This is a genomic window from uncultured Roseovarius sp. (genome assembly GCF_947259555.1).
GTDB lineage: Bacteria > Pseudomonadota > Alphaproteobacteria > Rhodobacterales > Rhodobacteraceae > Roseovarius.
On the sequence record NZ_CAMYMD010000085.1, the window covers coordinates 1 to 17,557 of the forward strand.

A 17,557-nucleotide genomic window follows, 5' to 3' on the forward strand; every position below is an offset into this window, starting at 1 on the left:
AGCTGAACAGCGACCCGCTTGCCTCGTCCGTCCCACGCATCGCCACCTCCTGCTGCCGCTGCCATGCCGGAAGTGAATCATGTTCTCATAACCGCGTCGAGGGCCGACTTTTTCAGCAGCCTGTTAAGTCGGTTAGAACCCCCACCTTCACACCTGAAATGGATTACGCTTTGCCTCGTCCCAACCTGCTCCTGCTAGATGATGAAGACCAAATCGCCAGCCTCCTCGTGGATGCGCTTTCGCTTGATGGTTGTGATGTGACAACCGTTACGACAATTGCTGACTTCCAGGCGCAGCAGGCCAATCAAAATTTCGACCTTTACCTGGTCGATCTCGGCTTGCCTGACGGCAACGGTCTCTCGTTGATCCAGGGTCTTGCACAGGATCCGACATGCGGCGTCATCATCCTGACCGGCCGCGCAGAGGAAACAGACCGTGTCGTCGGCCTCGAAATCGGTGCTGACGATTACATCACCAAGCCGTTCCGCGTACGCGAGGTTGTCGCGCGCGTGCACGCCGTCTTGCGCCGAACCCAACCGAAACCCCGCGCGCAACGGTCAGAGGAATTCGATGCAGAACCAGCGAGCAGCGTTGCGCAGCCTGCGAATGGCGAGGCCGACAGCATCGAATTCGACGGCTACAAACTCGACCTTGGGGCATGGCTTCTCTACGCACCCGACGGCAGCGAGGTCACTCTCACAACCGCGGAATTCAACCTCTTGTCGGCGCTGTTGCAACACCGCGGACAGGTTCTCAGCCGCGATCAGCTTATGAATGCCATCAAGGGACGCGACTGGGAAAGCTATGACCGCGCGGTTGACAGCCTCGTGAGCCGCCTCAGAAACAAGGTTCCGGCCCCTGAAGGGCGCTCGCACTATATCCGGACCGTGCACGGGATTGGCTACGCGTTTTCTATGTCCAACAGCCAGTGAATGCTGCGCCGACTGGCCGAGTCAGCGCGCTTGAATTATGTTATTGTGGTGTGGCCGTAACCGGCCGCCAAAAATTATTGGGCTCTGCGGCGACCCAAGCGGCAACATGAGGGGCTAACAGAAGACTGGAGCAGGTTATCCACAGCTTTAGGATAAAAAATGACCCTGTCAGCCATGGAAAGAAACGTCGCGTTTTAGTGTTGTGATGTCTGTGCGCATGCGGTTCCCGATAGCGCCATGAGGTGAAGAATGTCGAAACTGTCATCCCTGACCCCGGAAATGGTTGAGACACTCGATATCTGTCCGACAGTCATTCTGATATTCGAGATCGAAACCTTCAAGATTGTTGCCGCCAATGACGCGGCCGCCCGCAAGTACGGGCATTCCAAGCCAGAGCTCACCGCGATGTCGATCATGGACCTGCGGCCCTCGGACGAGATACCGCGGATTGCAAGACTGGCCAGCCGGATGAAGGACGGCCCGGATGCCGCCGGCAGATCGCGTCATTTGACCAAAGACGGCGAGGAATTCATCGCCGAGGTCATCACGCAGATGGTAGAGATGAACGGGCGCCCGTGCAAACTGGCAATGATCCACGATGTAACACGCCAGGCGGAACAGGAGGACGCGACCCAGGCGCTTTTGGGTCAGGCCTTTGCGCGGGCCCGCGCGGCTGACACGACCGCGCTGCATTTTGCGAGCCTTTTCAACATCGCACCCGGGCGATGCGCCATTGTCGAGCCAGAGGGGTTCGAGGTCATTGCGGTCAACGATGCCTATCTGCAGTCGATCGGCAAACAGCGCGCCGAGGTGATCGGGCACCCGCTTCTCGATGTCGCGTCCGACCTGACCACAGGGGGCGACCAGTCTCCGTTGGAGAATTTGCGCGCGTCGCTGCAAGAGGCCGCCACAACCGGCGACCATCAGGTTATGAAAACCACCGGTCTCGCCTATGTGATGCCACTCTCTGGCGATGACATCATGCGCGAGCCGGACTGGACGGTGGTGAACATGCCGCTGAAAAGGCCCGACGGATCGGTTCAATTTATTCTACAGAGCCTGTCACCAAGCCTGGACACAGATGACTATGACAGCACCGGGAAGGCCGCCATTGACATGCCCGGGCACCTCAAGGCCGGCCTGACCTCTCACGAGAATGCGGTTCTCTGGCGTCAACTGGCCGACCGCGAGGCGCTGTTTCGGACGACCGAGCGGCTATTGGGCGTGCATGTCTGGCGCCTGGACCTGGACAAAAAACAACTTGAATGGTCCGGTGAACTCTTCGAGGTCTTCGGCCTTCCGCTCGGGTCCAGAGCCCCGACGTTCGATGAATATGTCGCGATGGTCCATCCCGATGACCGCGATGCCATGCTCGCCAATTTCAACGCATTTTTCGAGAGCGCCGATCAGGACTTTACCTTTGCCCACAGGATCGTGCGCCCAAACGGCGGGGTGGTCCACATCAAAGGCGGTGCCGATCGCATCCTCGTGAACGGACGCACCTTGCTGAGCGGCGTCGTGCAGGACGTGACCCAAGAGGTTGAGGCCAGTGCCCAGGCGGGGCGCAGGGAATATCTGATGAGCGTCGCCGGCGAGATTGGACGTATTGGCGGCTGGCGCGTCGATCTCGAAAGCGAGACCGTCGAATGGTCGCGAGAAGTCGCCCGTATCCACGAAGCCCCGGAAACCCGAGAGCTCGGCTTCCAGCGCGCGGTTGCCTTTTTCTCACCCGAATATAGGGACCTTATCATCGAAAGGTTCAACGCCTGCGTCGAAACGGGCACCCCGTTCGACGAGGTGATGCAGATTATCACGACCCGGGGCAATCGTGTCTGGATCCGCTCTTTGGGCGCACCCGAGCGCGATGCGACCACCGGACGTATTGTCGGGGTGCAGGGCGCGCTTCAGGACCTGACGGAATTCGTCCGGCTTGACGCGGAACGCAATGCGCTGCGTGACCGGCTCAGCCGCACATTGGAGAGCATGGAAGACGGTTTTTTCCTGCTCTGCCAAAATTGGAAGTTCACCTATGTCAATCACCAGTGCGAGAAATTACTGGGACGCACGCGTCAGGAGTTGCTGGGCAAAGTTATCTGGTCCGCATTCCCCGAGGCCGTCGGGAGCCGCTTTGAAACCGAGTACCGCCACGCAGTCGAAACCGGCGAGACAGTCGAATTCACAGAATTCTTCTCACCGCTGGAGGCCTGGTTCCGGGTGACCGCCCATCCCTCGGCCGATGGCTTGGCCGTGTACTTCCGTGACGTGACCCGCGAGCGCATCCGCGACCAGAACCTGCGCATGCTCAATGCGACCGTCGCACGCATGGACGACATGCTGCTGATCACCGAGGCCGGGCCGATCGACGCCCCAGACGGGCCGCGTATCACCTATGTCAACACCGCATTCGAAACGCTGACCGGCTACAACGCCACAGATGTCATCGGCATGACGCCGCGTTTCTTGCAGGGGCCTGAAACCGACAGGGCCGAACTCGACCGCATCCGAAGCGCGCTCAAGCGGCAAAAACCCGTGCGCGCCGAAGTGATCAACTATGCCCGTGATGGCAGCAAGTACTGGGTCGAGATCCACATCACGCCGCTCACCGATGCCGCAGGCAAGACAACGCATTTCGTCGCCCTGCAACGCGACATCAGCGAGCGCCGCGCGGCAGAGCAAAATCTGAGGATGAGCGAAGAGCGCTTTCGGTTGACCACCGAGGCCAGCAAGGATGTCATTTGGGACTGGGATATTCAGTCAGGCGACATCTGGTGGAGCGACAAACTGCTGTCGGTCTTTGGCCATGATGTTGAAAAGTCCCCGTTGCTTTTGAGCGATATCACAGGGTTCATCCACGCAGGGGATGAGAAACGCGTCAAGGCCGGTCTGGACAAGGTTGTACACGGAAACGAAAACGACTGGCATGACGAATATCGTTTCATACGCGCCGACGGACGCACCGCCCATGTCGTCGATCGCGCGTTCGTGCTGCGCGATGAGAATGGCCAGGCCTTGCGCATGATCGGAAGCATGACCGACGTCACGCGCGAGCGCCAGACCGAGGCCATATTACGCCAATCGCAAAAGCTTGATGCGATCGGACAGTTGACCGGCGGTGTCGCACATGACTTCAACAATCTTCTCACCGTAATGCTGAACAATGGCGACTTTCTCGTCGAGAACCTGACAGACCGTAAGGATCTGAGCAAAATGGCCGAGCAGATCGTGGGGGCCGCAGAGCGCGGCGCGCAATTGACCAGCCGTTTGCTTGCCTTCGCCCGCCGCCAGCCGCTGTCGCCCGAGGTGACCGACCTCAATGTAACAACCCAATCGCTAGAGCCATTGCTGCGCCGCAGTCTTGGCGAGAGTTGCGAGATCGAGATCGTTCTGGCCGATGACTTGTGGCTGGTCGAGGTCGACCCCAGCCAGTTCGAAGCCGCACTTCTCAACCTGTCGATCAATGCCCGCGATGCCATGCCCACCGGTGGCAAGCTCACGATAGAAACCATGAACACCTGGATCGATTCCGAGGGGGCCAGCCTGGTTGATATCGAGGAAGGACAGTACGCTGTGGTCGCCGTCACCGATACGGGCGCAGGGATGCCCCCCGAGACCATCGAGCGGGTACTGGAGCCCTTCTTCACCACCAAAACCCAGGGCAGCGGGCTGGGCTTGCCGATGGTTTACGGCTTTACAAAACAGTCGCGCGGCAATCTCAAGATCTATTCCGAGGTCGGCGAAGGCACGACAGTCAAGCTCTATTTCCCGCAATCAGAGTCCGAGGTCGCCGAGGTATCGTCCGAGATTGACATGCCGATCCTGCCGCGGGGTCTCGGTGAGCACATACTGGTGGTCGAAGACGACCCGCACGTGCGGCGGAATGTTGTCAAGATGATCGAGGGCCTGGGCTACCGCGTCACCGAGGCAATGAACGCAGCGAGGGCACTGGAGCTTTTGGACGTGTCAGACGACATCGTGATGTTGTTCACAGATATCGTGATGCCCGGCGGCATGAATGGCAGCGAACTGGCCACCGCCGCACTTCAGCGGCGTCCTGATCTTTGTGTGCTCTATACCTCTGGCTACACCGAGAACGCGATTGTCCATCAGGGACGGCTGGACCCGGGCGTGCAACTGCTGTCAAAACCGTACCGGCGCTATGATCTGGCCCTCAAGCTGCGCACCGTCCTCAGCCAGTGACCGGCCGGAACATACCCGCATCCAATTCGTCAGGGTGCGGGCCTGGACCTGGAAAGCGACATCGCACATTGGGGGTATCTGTGCCCGAATCCCAAACCCATATCGGCGTGCAGGCACGCAAAACGCTTGAATTCTGGTTGCCTTTCACAGGGCTTGTATCAAAATACGAGAACATGTCTCTAATTGTGAAACGATTCGAGAGTACGCCGCGAATTTGCCGGGACCGTCGAGCGCAGTTTGCTCAGGTCTGGTCGGGCGATTCGGAGATATGTCAGGATAAGAATTCAGACGTTGCCTCAAGAATGTGGCAGGTCTCGACAGAGCTGCCAGTCTACAGCGCAGGAAGCCAAGGTTAGAGGAGGCCGAGGCCACGGCGCCAATAAAAAGGACAAATTACGCCACCGGCCCCGACCGGGCCAACACATTCAAGGGAGGATATGGACATGACGTTAAGACCGGACCCGACATTTCACGCCACGGCACAGCTTGCCATGCAGGCACCTGTAGAGAACTACGGCTTCACCGTGATGCTCAGCCCTGACGGCTCGCAGCCTGACGGCATAGCCGTGGTCGACCTCAACCCGAATTCAGACAGCTACGGCACGATCGTCCATACCTTGCTGATGCCGTACAAGGGCGACGAGTTTCACCATTTTGGCTGGAATGCGTGTTCCTCGTCGCTGTCTCCGATGTCAGGTCATGCCTTTCTTGAACGGCGCTACCTGATCGTGCCGGGCATCCGGTCGTCGCGGATCTACGTGATTGATACCAAAGACCCACTTGATCTCAAGATTCACAAGATCATCGAGCCTGAAGAGGTCTTTGCCAAGACCGGCTATTCGCGGCCCCACACCATCCATTGCGGCCCCGAGGGGATCTATGTCTCGACACTGGGTGGCGGCGGCGCGGATGGCATCGACGGCCCGCCGGGCATCTTTATCATGGATTGCGAGACCTTCGAGATCATCGGCCAGTACGAGATGGACCGCGGCAAGCAGGACAAGCACTACGATTTCTGGTGGAACCTGCCGCAGGATTACATGGTCAGTTCTGAATGGGGCCTGCCCCCGCAGTTTGAAAACGGCATCGTGCCCGAGGATTTGCTATCGAACAAATATGGCCACTCGATCCACTTCTGGGACCTGCGCAAGCGCAAGAACATCCAGACGATGGACTTTGGCGAGAATTACCAGATGGCACTGGAAATCCGGCCCGCGCATGACCCCAAGAAATCCTACGGGTTTTGCGGCGTGGTGGTGGACACGACCAACCTGCAAGGCGCGATCTTTACTTGGTGGCGCGGCGAGGATGGCACGTGGCAGTCCAAGAAAACGATCACCATCGACCCGCGCCCGGAAAAGCCCGAGAACCTGCCGCCGTTGTTGCAGGGGTTCGAGGCCGTGCCGCCACTGGTCACCGATATCGACCTCAGCCTTGATGACAAATACCTCTATGTCGCCTGCTGGGGCTTGGGTGAGATGCATCAATATGACGTATCGGACCCGATGAACCCGGTCCTCACCGGCAAGGTAGAGCTCGGCGGTATCGCGCGCGGCGCCAAGCATCCCGGAGGCGGAGAGTTTGCGTTCGGGCCGCAGATGGTCGAGATCAGCCGGGACGGCAAACGGGTCTACTGGACCAACTCGCTCTATTCCACGTGGGACAGTCAATTCTATCCGGGCCAGGAGGGCGGCCAGATGGTGATGGCCCGTGTCGGCGAAAACGGCGGTCTGGACCTCGACCCGGATTTCTACGTCGATTTCCCCGAGGGTCACCGCGCCCACCAGATCCGGCTCGAAGGCGGCGACTGCTCGACCGACAGCTTTTGCTATCCAAACGTCTGAATGGAATTCGACACAAGCACGGTGACGGCCCTCTGGGGGGGCGTCATCCTTTCGGGGCTTTATCATGGGGTCAATCCCGGCATGGGGTGGCCGCTGGCGGTGTCCGCCGGGCTCATGGAAGGCCGCCACAGCGCCATGGCCAAGGCCATCGGCGCCCTGGCGGTCGGGCATCTTCTGGCGATGCTCGCGATCCTTCTGCCATTCTCGATGATGACGGCGCTGGTCAACTGGCAAACCGAAATCCGCCTCGCTGCGGGTGCGTTGGTGGCCGCTGTCGGGGTCTACCTTCTGATCAACCGCAAGCATCCCAGATTCCTCGCGCGGGTCCATCCGACGAAACTCGTCCTGTGGTCTTTCCTCGCGGCGATGGCCCATGGGGCCGGCTTGATGCTGGTGCCAATCTACCTTGGGATTTGCGGGATTGACGCGGGCGACGGCGGCCACGAGGCCGCAAGGACCCTGATGGGCCAGAATATCGCCTCCGCGTTTTTCGTGGCCTTTGCGCACACGGTCGCCATGACCATGGCGGGCGGCGTGATCGCCGTGGCGATTTACTCCTATTTCGGGCTCAAATTTCTCTCGCGCACGTGGTTCAATCTCGATGTCGTCTGGGCCCTGAGCCTGATAACCGTCGGGCTTTTCGGAATATACTACGCGCTTCGCGGCCATTGATCCGCTTTTGCATCAACGCGAACTGGGCTTTGTCGCACGATCTAAAGCCCGTACCGTCAAAAGGTAATCATTTGATTCAGGTCCCGTCGAACACCGCGACCACCAAGCTCAGGCACGGCTTTCTCGCGGCGGGTCCTCTTCCGCGAGGGGCGTCGCATCCCGCGCCATTTCGCAGTCCCACAAGGCCGAGATATGTTCTCTCGCCTCGTTTATCTCGGTTGCGACACCGTCCAGCCCCATCGCCGCCAGATGTGGCCTGATCTCTTCGATATCCTGCCCGCTCACGACGATTGCCGCCTGCGGGCACTGCCGGTGCAGCGCCTCGACAAGGCTCGACAGCCGGTCCAGGGAATGCCGCCCGCCGATCGACAACCCGACAATGCAGCGCGGCAGCTTCGCAATTTCGGCAACAAGCTCGTCCTGGCTCAACCCGACCTTGAGCGCGATGTCCCATCCGTCGCCGCGAAACAAGTCTGCGGCCATGCGAATGCCAAGGGTATGCTGTTCGCCCGGGATCGACGCAAAAACCACCTTGAGCTCTTGTGGTGTCGCAGGTGGATGCGCTGTAAGGGTCATCTTTTGCAACAGTTCGAAAATACGCCCGGTCGCATCGGTAACTTCGACAAAACTTGCCCGATCCTCGATCCACCAATCCCCCAGCATCCGCGCGGCTGCGGCGAGATATTGCAGATAGATCACCTCTGTGGATCTGGTTTTCGCGAGTTCGCGTATGATCTCGTCTGCCGATCGCGCCTCATCTCTCGACACCAATGCCGTGCAGAGTGTTTCCACCTCCTCCATCGATGGACCATGCGGCAGAGAATCGGTGTCCCTTTCCCGGTACGCGATTCGGCGCAGCACTTCGTGGGCCAAACCGGCCAGCAGGTACAAGGGCGGTCTTTCGTTTATATGTGGCACGTCATCCGGGCCGTACTCTCCGTTTCCGGCGCCCGGGTGAACCAATAGCGGCGTTGCGGTATTCATCTGTCCCCCTCCCGACATTCTTGATGCCCCGAGGCTCGGCATTCCTCATTTACAACCACCGGCCACCAATCCAGGAACCCCGAACATCACTTTCGCGATAGTCGAGCGTACGGTTATAAAATGTCCTGGGGCTAGTTGGGGATTGCCACTACGTATTTATGCGTATGGATCTGGAGGATCGGACAACTACCCGAGCATCCGTATCAAATCCGCAATGCCGCGCACCTGCATCTTCTCGCGAATGCGCGAGCGGTGCACCTCGATGGTCCGGCGACTTATACCAAGCTCGGCGGCGATCTCCTTGTTGAGCTTTCCAAGCAGCATGTGGCGCAGCACCTCTTGCTCGCGCTCGGTCAATTTCGCCAGACGGCTGGACACGATCTTCTTCGGCAATTCCGGGGGGGCCCGGTTGGCCAGCAGGCCACCGGCCAATTCAATCGCCTCCAAGAGCCGGTCCGCCTCCGTCGGCTTCTCGATAAAGTCGATGGCACCGGCCCGCATCGCCTGCACCGCGATCGGCACATCGCCATGCGCCGTGACGATGATAATGGGAATGTCGATGCCCATCTCGGTCAGTTGTGCCTGTAATTTCATACCGCTCATCCCGGGCAGCCGAACATCGAGCAGCAGGCACCCCAAACGCTCCGGGTCGAATTTCGCAAGGAAATCCTCCGCCGATTCGCACGGAACGCTCGCATACCCATGCGCAGACAGCAGCGCGCAAAAGGATCGCAGTACAGGCGCGTCGTCTTCGACGACGTAAACATAAAACTCGGGCTCAGGCTCAGGTCTGTTCGCCATGTGCACCCTCAATCGGCAACTGAAACACGAAGACCGCGCCGTTTTTCGTGGGTTCCGACCAGATCCGACCCTCATGTGCTTCGATGATGGAACGACATAAGGAAAGCCCTATACCCATCCCCTGAGTTGTCGACGTGTAAAATGGCTCAAACAGGTGGTTGTGCTGCTCCGGCAGCACCCCGTGCCCGGTATCGCGGACATAGACCTTGACCGATTGCCCCGCTCGTATCACTTCGACGGTCAGTTTCTGCATATCCGAGCCTTGCATCGCCGCGATGCTGTTTCGCGCAAGATTGAGCACCACCTGACCGATCTGGACGGGGTCGGCCATCACACGAAGATTATCGTGATCCAGCAACAGGTTGACCTGAAGCCTAGGCAACTCGACAGACACAAGCGCAAGGTCGATGCCCTGCCGGATGGCCTTGTTCAGGTCGATATACTCGGCGTTGAGATCGCCCGCAGATATGAAATTGCGCATGCGCCGCATCAGGTCGCCGGCTCGCGTCGTCTCGGCAACCGCTTCGTCGATGAGTTGCGCGGCCCGCTCAGGTATGTCCACTTCGGCATTCCTCAATTCCTGACGGCAGGCGCTGATAAAATTGGAAATCGCGGACAGGGGCTGATTCAGTTCATGCGCGATCGCCGAGGCGAGTTCACCCATCGAGCTGGCCCTGGAAGCATCGAGAAGAGCATGGCGCAATCGGACTTCCTGCGCTTGCGCGGCCCTTTGCGCTTCGAGCGCGGCACGCTCGTGTTCGAGACTGTTCAGGGCGAAAAGCGCCCGGCGCAAAATCCGCAGCGCATCGCGGTCCATCGTATCGAATGGCCGACTTTGCCCGTGCCGTTCTTCGCGCCACAACGCAAATGACCCCCGCGGCGAGAGCCGCGTGATCCCGTCCTCCGTGGTCGTCTCGACCTTGTCGGGTTTGCCTGCCCATCGGATTGTCTGCTCAAAATCGCTGCGCAAAAAGACAAGGTAATCCCGGCCATCATCAGACAGATCGAGAAGCGCGGCCCCGGCTGCGATCTTCAACTGCTCCTGACCTATCTCCAGATGCTCCGAGAGGCACGAGGTCGTCGCCACACCATCGGCCTGCAACGTCCTCAGACCGGAAAAGTTGACGGACTTGTCCGGAACCGACCCGAACGCGACATGGTCGTTACCTAGCACGAGCAACAGGCCCTGCGCATCGATCAGCTCCATCAGGACAGATGCCCAGCCGTTGACGAGAGCTCGCAACGATGTACCGCCACGGGCTTGTTGCTCAATGCGAAAGGCCGTCTTTTCCGCGGCGATACTCTTTTGCAGCTGATTGGTGCTTTCGATGCTTTGCAACAGCGCCGAAGTCGTGCTGCCAAGCAGCTCCGCGAATCTTAGACGGCTCGAAGGAATCTCGCGTGGTTCGTAATGATGGCACGCGACGAGCCCCCAGAGTTGATTATGTGTGACCAGCGAAATCGACAAACTCGCCGCCACCCCCATGTTGTTGAGATATTCGACATGGACCGGGGCAACCGCGCGCAGCTTGGAAAATGTAAGGTCCAACGGGCGCATGGCGTCCGCATCGGCGGTGGCCCCTGTGCGGCTGAGGATCGGCACACGCACGCTGTTGATGTCCGGGATCGACCGCACCACGTTCAGCAGGAAATGCCGCCGTGCCGGATCGGGAATGTCGGATGCGGGATAGTGCAGCCCGAGAAAGCTGTCCGGCCGGTTGGTGCTTTCGGCGATGACCTCGCCGTGCTTGTCCTCGGCAAACCTGTAGATCATCACCCGGTCGAACCCGGTCACGTCGCGGATGATCCGCGCGCTCGCGTTGGCCAGCTCCTCCAGTGCACCCGGTTTGACCAGTTCCGAGATGAACTCGCGGCGCAGATATTCATCTTCCCAGACACGCGTCGGGGCGGGCTCCGGGTGCAGAAGCTCAAGAATGATGTACCCGTTATTGCGATGCGACAGGCATTCGAGATTGATCTGCGTACCATCCGGCCCCGGAAAGCTGATGAACCATGGGCTTAGGAGTTCCGGGGTTGATGGTTCCCGCGTCAGGGTGCAAAGCTGCCTCGCATTCTCACGTCCGATGACCTCGGCGATCTCCTTGCCAAGTATCTGCTCGGGCCCGGCTCCGACAAATGACGCCGTGTTCTTACTCGCGAATTCGACAACAAAGTGGTCGGCGTCGATTGCAATCAGCGCACCATGCGGCTGAACCGCACCAATCAGATGGATCGGCTCCTGATCGCAGGTGTCGAGATTGACCGTGTCCAGTGTCACGGTACCCTCGAAACAGCCGCGGCGTGTGACCGGTCGAGCGGGGCAAGCCACTCAGCCAAAAGCCGAAACGTATCAAAGGCCCCTGTCTTCAGGTCGTTCACGGCGGCCCCCTCCCCCTCCAGAGACTCAAGGTATCTATTGGTCATCGGCCAGCGTCGCCCCCCCTCGGCCCGGCACCACGACCAGAAACGCCGACCGGCCGGATCATCGCTGGCAAGCAGCCTGCATACCGCCCGGTCGATGCGCGCGCCCCCGAGTGTCGCACCCTCGATCACGTAGAGCACGCCGCCAAGCGTTGCGGCAGAGACAATCCCGTACGCCTCGTCGCATTGCGGGCTCTCTTCAATCGTCTCGGCGCTCAAACCAAGGTCGAGCATGTCCTGCGCCAGCAGCCCGGAGCGGCTGGCATATGTGTAACCGGTGCGGCCAGCCTCGTCGCTCAACAACACCCGTCTAATTGCGCGGTCAAGCGGTTGGTAAAACCCGTAGAGCCGCCGGGTCAATTCACGGTACTCGCCCAGGCTCAGGCTCTGACTGAACAGCGCCATAAAACAGGAATGCTCGTGCAACCGTTCATGTTGGCAATGCGTGTACTCACGCAGCTCTTCGCGCAAAGTGACATTCCGAGGTAGACCCTGAGCCGTCTGCACGCACCACTCCAAAGTTGGATTTGTCATTACAGATGATAGCTTAGCACGAATTTCCTGCATCCAACAATTATCGTTGGGGCACCAAGAACACGGCAGGATGCCGCCGCCAAAGCCGCTTGATCAGCCGCCGGAAATCATCGACGATACCGGCCCGATCCAAGTGACCGAAAGCGGTGAAATCTACGGCAAATACGCGGAGAGGTCAGTCGGAAATGTCTGCGGCAGCCTGCAAGACACCGGCCGCACGCCTCAGATCAGCATGCCGCCATCACTGTCATCGCCCGCCTCTTCCAGCAGGCGATTGAAATCGGGGATCGTCACCCGGCGTTTGCCTTCGAGCGAGATAACCCCGTCCTTCTTGAGCGCCGAGACCTGACGGCTCACGGTTTCCAGCGTCAGCCCCAGATAATCGGCCATAGCCTCGCGCGTCAGCGGAAGGTCAAAGACCAGCGGCCCGCGCATCCCCTGCATGCTGAGCGCCGCATCGCGCCGGGCGATGATCGCGATCAGCGAGGCAATCTTTTCCCGCGCCGTCTTGCGACCCAGAACCAGCATCCATTCCCGCGCCGCATCAAGCTCGTCGAGCGTCATTTCCAGAAGGCGCTGCGCGATATGCGGCGTGCGCACCATCATTTCCTCAAACGGCTTCTTGCGAAAGCAGCACATCACGATGTCGGTTGTGGCCACCACGTTATAGGCAGAGCTGTCGCGCCCCGGGCGACCGACGAAATCACTCGGCAAGAGCAGGCCCACCATCTGTGTGCGCCCATCCTCCATGGTCTGGGTCAACGTCGCGATACCGGTCACGACAGAGCCCACAAAATCCATCGGATCGCCTGACCATATCAGCGTCTGACCGGCCTCGTAGCTGCGATAATACTTGATCCGGTCGAGCTGCTCCAGCTCGTCCATTTCACACCGCGCGCACACGGCCCGATGCCGGATCGGGCAATCTCCACAATCATGCGGAACAGCGGGGGCTCTTTCTTTCAGCATCGCGGTGTCACTTTTTTCGTATCTTGATCTGGGTCAAGGCTCAGGCCCGAGGATCTTTGTTAACGGTAGGGACATGGATACGCAAACTCAACTAGGCAAACTGGGTCTTTTTGACGCCAAAGTGCCCCGATACACCAGCTACCCAACCGCACCCCACTTCAATCGCGATGTGGGACAGGATCAGTTTAGCGATTGGATCACGGCTATACCAGTGGGTGCAGAGATTTCTCTGTATGTCCATGTCCCCTTTTGCCGACGGCTGTGCTGGTTCTGCGCCTGCCGCACACAAGGCACCCAGAGTGACAAGCCGGTACAGGCCTATCTTGAAACCCTGAAAACCGAGATCGCGATGCTCGGCGCACAACTGCCCAAGGGCGTGCGCCTGTCGCGGTTGCATTGGGGCGGCGGTACACCGACGCTGTTGTCACCCGGCATGATGAACGAACTGGCAGGTGCCATTCGCGATATCGCCCCCTTTACCGAGACCACCGAGTTTTCGGTCGAGATCGACCCGAACGAGATTGACGGCCCCCGCCTCGACGCGCTTGCCGCCGCGGGCATGAATCGCGCCTCTATCGGGGTGCAGGATTTTGACGAGGAAATCCAGAAAAGCATCGGACGCCTGCAAGGCTATGACATCACCCGTTGGGCCGCCGAGGAGATCCGCGCCCGTGGCGTGGCCAGCCTCAACGCCGATATCCTCTATGGCCTGCCGCACCAGACCAAGGCGCGAATCACCGAAAGCGTGCAGAAACTCCTGTCGCTCAACCCGGACCGCGTCGCGCTCTATGGCTATGCGCATGTGCCCTGGATGGCCAAGCGCCAGCAGATGATCCCGTCAGATGCTCTCCCCACCCCGCAAGAGCGCCTCGCGCTGTTCGAGACAGCACGTCAACTCTTCCTGTGGGACAATTACGACGAGATCGGCATCGACCATTTCGCGACCAAGGATGACGGGCTCAGCGTGGCACAAAAGGCCGGTCGCCTGCGGCGCAATTTCCAGGGCTACACCGATGACACAGCCGAGGCGCTGATCGGGCTCGGGGCCTCGTCGATCTCGCGCTTTCCGCAAGGCTACGCGCAGAACGCCCCCGCCACCGGGGCCCATACCGCAGCCATCCGCGAGGGGCGTTTCTCGACCACGCGGGGGCATGTATTCTCGGACGACGACAGACTGCGGTCGCGGCTGATCGAACAGTTGATGTGCGAATTCCGCATCGACGCCGCCGAGATCACCCGTGACTTCGAGATCTCAAGCGCGGCACTGCACGACATGCTCTCGAAGGTGGCGCGCGCCTACGCCGGACACCTCAAGCTCGATGACAGCGGCCTGTTCATCCCGCAAGAGGCGCGCCCCCTGACCCGGATGATCGCCCGGCAGTTCGACACCTACGAGATGAACGAACAGGGTCACAGCTCGGCGATCTGACCGGGCTGTGCCTCTCCCCGCCCTTCCATTGAGGCGGCCAGCAATGTGCGCGCATACTCGGTCTGCGGCGACGTGAACAGCGCCTCGGCCCCGCCCGCCTCGACGACATCGCCATCCTTCATCACCAGCACCCGGTGGCTCATGGCGCGTACCACGTGCAGGTCATGGCTGATGAAAAGATAGGCCAGCCCGTATTTCACCTGCAAATCGCGCAACAGGTCCACGATCTGCACCTGCACCGTCATATCAAGCGCGCTTGTCGGCTCGTCCAGAACCACCAGCTTGGGCCGCAGGATCATGGCGCGGGCGATGGCGATCCGCTGCCGCTGCCCGCCGGAAAACTCATGTGGATAGCGGTCCATCGTGACGGGGTTGAGGCCCACCTCCTCCATCACCTCGGCGACCAGTTCGCGCTGCGGCCGCCCACCCGGATTGCCATGCACACCCAGCCCCTCGGCGATGATCTGCGCGGCGGTCATGCGGGGCGACAGGCTACCGAACGGATCCTGAAAGACGATCTGCATCTGCGCGCGGCGCTTGCGCAAGTCTCGCGTCGACCAGCCATGCACATCCTCACCGACAAAGCGGATCTGCCCCTGCGACGCGATCAGCCGCATGATGGCAAGCGCCAGCGTCGTCTTGCCCGAGCCACTCTCGCCCACGATACCAAGCGTCTCCCCCGCCCTGACCTGCAACGTGGCGGCGTTGACCGCCTTAACATGGCCGACGGTGCGCTTGAGAAACCCCTTTTGAATGGGGAACCACACGCGCAAATCCCGTGTTTCCGCCACCACCTCCGCGCCCTCGGGCACCGGCGCGGGCTTGCCGACGGCCTGCGCCCCCAGCAGTTTGCGCGTATAGTCATGTTTCGGCGCGGCAAAGACCTCGTCCACCGTCCCCGCCTCGACGATCTCGCCATCCTTCATCACGCAGACCTTGTCGGCGATGCGCCGGACGATCCCCAGATCATGGGTGATGAAGAGCAGCCCCATGCCCTCGTCGCGCTTGAGATTGGCGAGCAGTTCCAGAATCTGCGCCTGAATGGTTACGTCGAGCGCCGTGGTCGGCTCATCCGCAATCAGGATGTCGGGCTTGTTGGCCAGCGCCATGGCGATCATCACGCGCTGCCGCTGCCCGCCCGACAGCTGATGCGGATAGGCCCCGAGACGGCTTGCCGCATCGCGGATGCCGACCCGCTTCAGCAGTTCCACGATCCGTGCCTGCGCGGCATCGCCAGTCAGCGCCTGATGCAACTCAAGGCTCTCGCGCAGCTGCTTTTCCAGCGTGTGCAGCGGGTTGAGCGAGGTCATCGGCTCCTGAAAGATAAAGCTGATATCGTTGCCGCGCACCTGCCGCAGACGTTTGTCATCGGCGCCGATCATTTCCTGCCCTGCATAGGTGACGCTGCCCGTCACCTCCGCCGAGGCCCCCAACAGCGACACGGTCGAGAGCGCGGTGACCGATTTGCCCGACCCGCTTTCGCCCACCAGCGCCACCGTCTCGCCCCGGTCGACACTGAACGACACGCCCTTGACCGCCGGGATCAATTGCCCGTCCTGCCGGAAACTCACCCGCAGATCACTGACCGTCAGCACACTCATTCAAACGTCTTTCTGGGATCGAACGCGTCGCGCACGCCCTCAAAGATGAACACCAAGAGCGACAGCATGATGGCAAAGGCGAAAAACGCGGTGAAGGCAAGCCACGGGGCTTGCAGGTTTTGCTTGGCCTGTAGCGTCAACTCCCCCAGCGAGGGCGAGGAGGACGGCAAGCCGAAGCCGAGGAAATCCAGACCCGCAAGCAGCGAGATCGTCCCGGTGATCACAAACGGCAGCATCGTCAGCGTCGCCACCATCGCATTGGGCAGCATGTGGCGGAACATGATGGTGATGTTGCTGACGCCCAGAGCCTTGGCCGCCCGCACATATTCGAGATTGCGCGCACGCAGGAACTCGGCCCGCACCACGCCCACAAGGGCCATCCAGCCAAACAGCACCGTGATCACGACCAACAGCCAGAAACTTCTCGGCAGGATCGCAAAGAGGATGATGATGACATAAAGCTGCGGGGTCGACGCCCAGATCTCGATGATCCGCTGAAAGATCAGGTCTGTTCGCCCGCCGAAATAGCCCTGCACCGCGCCCGCAAAAACCCCGATCACCGAAGACAGCAACGTCACGATCAGCGTAAACATCACCGACAGGCGGAACCCGTAGATCACCCGCGCCAGCACGTCGCGCTTGGTGTCATCGGTACCCAGCCAGTTCTGCTCATTGGGCGGCAGGGGGGCCGCACCCGGCCGGTCCACGGTGGTGTCATAGCTGTAGGGGATCGGCGGCCAGATCGCCCAGCCGCGCACGATCTCCTCGCCCTCGACCACCCCATCCTCGGCATCCGCGATCACGCCTTCGGGGTCGTCGAAACAGATATCAAGCCCGCCAGTGGCGATCAGGCATTGCACCTCGGGGTCGCGATAGATCGCCTCGGTCTGGAAATCGCCGCCAAAGGCCGTCTCCGGGTAGAACCGAAAAATCGGCGCGTAGACCTCGCCGCGATACTGCACGAGGATCGGTTTGTCATTGGCCACGAACTCGGCAAAGAGCGTGACCGTGAAGATCACCGAAAACAGGATCAGTGACCAGAACGCCCGCCCGTTGCGCCGGAAATTACGCCAGCGGCGCTGGTTCAGAGGGGACAGCCGGATCACCGCGCCCCTCCTTCTTCTGGCCGGAAATATCCCGGGGGAGTCGCGCCGCAGGCGCGGCGGGGGCAGC

General features: G+C 60.4%; 12 protein-coding genes. 5 read left to right on the top strand and 7 right to left on the bottom strand.

All coding sequences use genetic code 11. The features are described from left to right. The 4 genes from Q0X85_RS14190 to Q0X85_RS14205 form a co-directional block, all read left to right on the top strand. On the top strand, positions 1-932 hold a 932-nt coding region (locus Q0X85_RS14190; protein WP_297772946.1), incomplete at its 5' end, for a response regulator transcription factor. Between the two features lie 249 nt (positions 933-1,181). After that, positions 1,182-5,129 (top strand): PAS domain S-box protein, encoded by a 3,948-nt coding sequence (locus Q0X85_RS14195; RefSeq protein WP_297772947.1) that lies wholly within the window; start codon positions 1,182-1,184, stop codon positions 5,127-5,129. 443 nt (positions 5,130-5,572) lie between these two features. Next, positions 5,573-6,973 carry a selenium-binding protein SBP56-related protein gene (locus tag Q0X85_RS14200; protein ID WP_297772949.1) on the top strand — a complete coding sequence of 467 codons (1,401 nt, stop codon included), beginning with the start codon at positions 5,573-5,575 and terminating at the stop codon, positions 6,971-6,973. Next, positions 6,974-7,645, top strand: a complete 672-nt coding sequence (locus Q0X85_RS14205; RefSeq protein ID WP_297772951.1) for a hypothetical protein — start codon at positions 6,974-6,976, stop codon at positions 7,643-7,645. Between the two features lie 108 nt (positions 7,646-7,753). Here the strand turns inward: Q0X85_RS14205 and Q0X85_RS14210 are convergent, their stop codons facing one another. The 5 genes from Q0X85_RS14210 to fnrL all read right to left on the bottom strand — a co-directional run bounded on the left by Q0X85_RS14210 (position 7,754) and on the right by fnrL (position 13,354). After that, a complete protein-coding gene (locus Q0X85_RS14210) occupies positions 7,754-8,446 on the bottom strand; it encodes a cobalamin-dependent protein (protein WP_297772952.1) in 693 nt (230 codons plus the stop codon). A gap of 369 nt (positions 8,447-8,815) precedes the next feature. Continuing rightward, positions 8,816-9,430, bottom strand: a complete 615-nt coding sequence (locus tag Q0X85_RS14215; protein ID WP_297772953.1) for a response regulator — start codon at positions 9,428-9,430, stop codon at positions 8,816-8,818. After that, complete coding sequence (locus Q0X85_RS14220; RefSeq protein ID WP_297772954.1) at positions 9,414-11,708, bottom strand: ATP-binding protein; 2,295 nt, start codon at positions 11,706-11,708, stop codon at positions 9,414-9,416. The genes Q0X85_RS14215 and Q0X85_RS14220 overlap by 17 nt, the downstream gene beginning before the upstream one ends. Further along, positions 11,705-12,418 (bottom strand): biliverdin-producing heme oxygenase, encoded by a 714-nt coding sequence (locus tag Q0X85_RS14225; protein ID WP_366130076.1) that lies wholly within the window; start codon positions 12,416-12,418, stop codon positions 11,705-11,707. Before Q0X85_RS14225 ends, Q0X85_RS14220 begins: the two co-directional genes overlap by 4 nt. A 189-nt stretch (positions 12,419-12,607) precedes the next feature. After that, positions 12,608-13,354, bottom strand: a complete 747-nt coding sequence (fnrL, locus tag Q0X85_RS14230; RefSeq protein ID WP_297772956.1) for a transcriptional regulator FnrL — start codon at positions 13,352-13,354, stop codon at positions 12,608-12,610. Between the two features lie 73 nt (positions 13,355-13,427). On the opposite strand from fnrL, the gene hemN reads away from it, so the two are divergent. After that, positions 13,428-14,783: an oxygen-independent coproporphyrinogen III oxidase gene (gene hemN / locus Q0X85_RS14235; RefSeq protein ID WP_297772957.1), complete on the top strand. Its 1,356-nt coding sequence runs from the start codon at positions 13,428-13,430 to the stop codon at positions 14,781-14,783. Here hemN and Q0X85_RS14240 read toward each other — a convergent pair. Both Q0X85_RS14240 and Q0X85_RS14245 read right to left on the bottom strand, forming a co-directional pair. Continuing rightward, complete coding sequence (locus Q0X85_RS14240) at positions 14,765-16,384, bottom strand: ABC transporter ATP-binding protein (protein ID WP_297772958.1); 1,620 nt, start codon at positions 16,382-16,384, stop codon at positions 14,765-14,767. The two genes, hemN and Q0X85_RS14240, sit on opposite strands and share 19 nt — an antisense overlap. Continuing rightward, complete coding sequence (locus Q0X85_RS14245) at positions 16,381-17,490, bottom strand: ABC transporter permease (RefSeq protein ID WP_297772959.1); 1,110 nt, start codon at positions 17,488-17,490, stop codon at positions 16,381-16,383. Before Q0X85_RS14245 ends, Q0X85_RS14240 begins: the two co-directional genes overlap by 4 nt. Between the last annotated feature and the right edge of the window lie 67 nt (positions 17,491-17,557).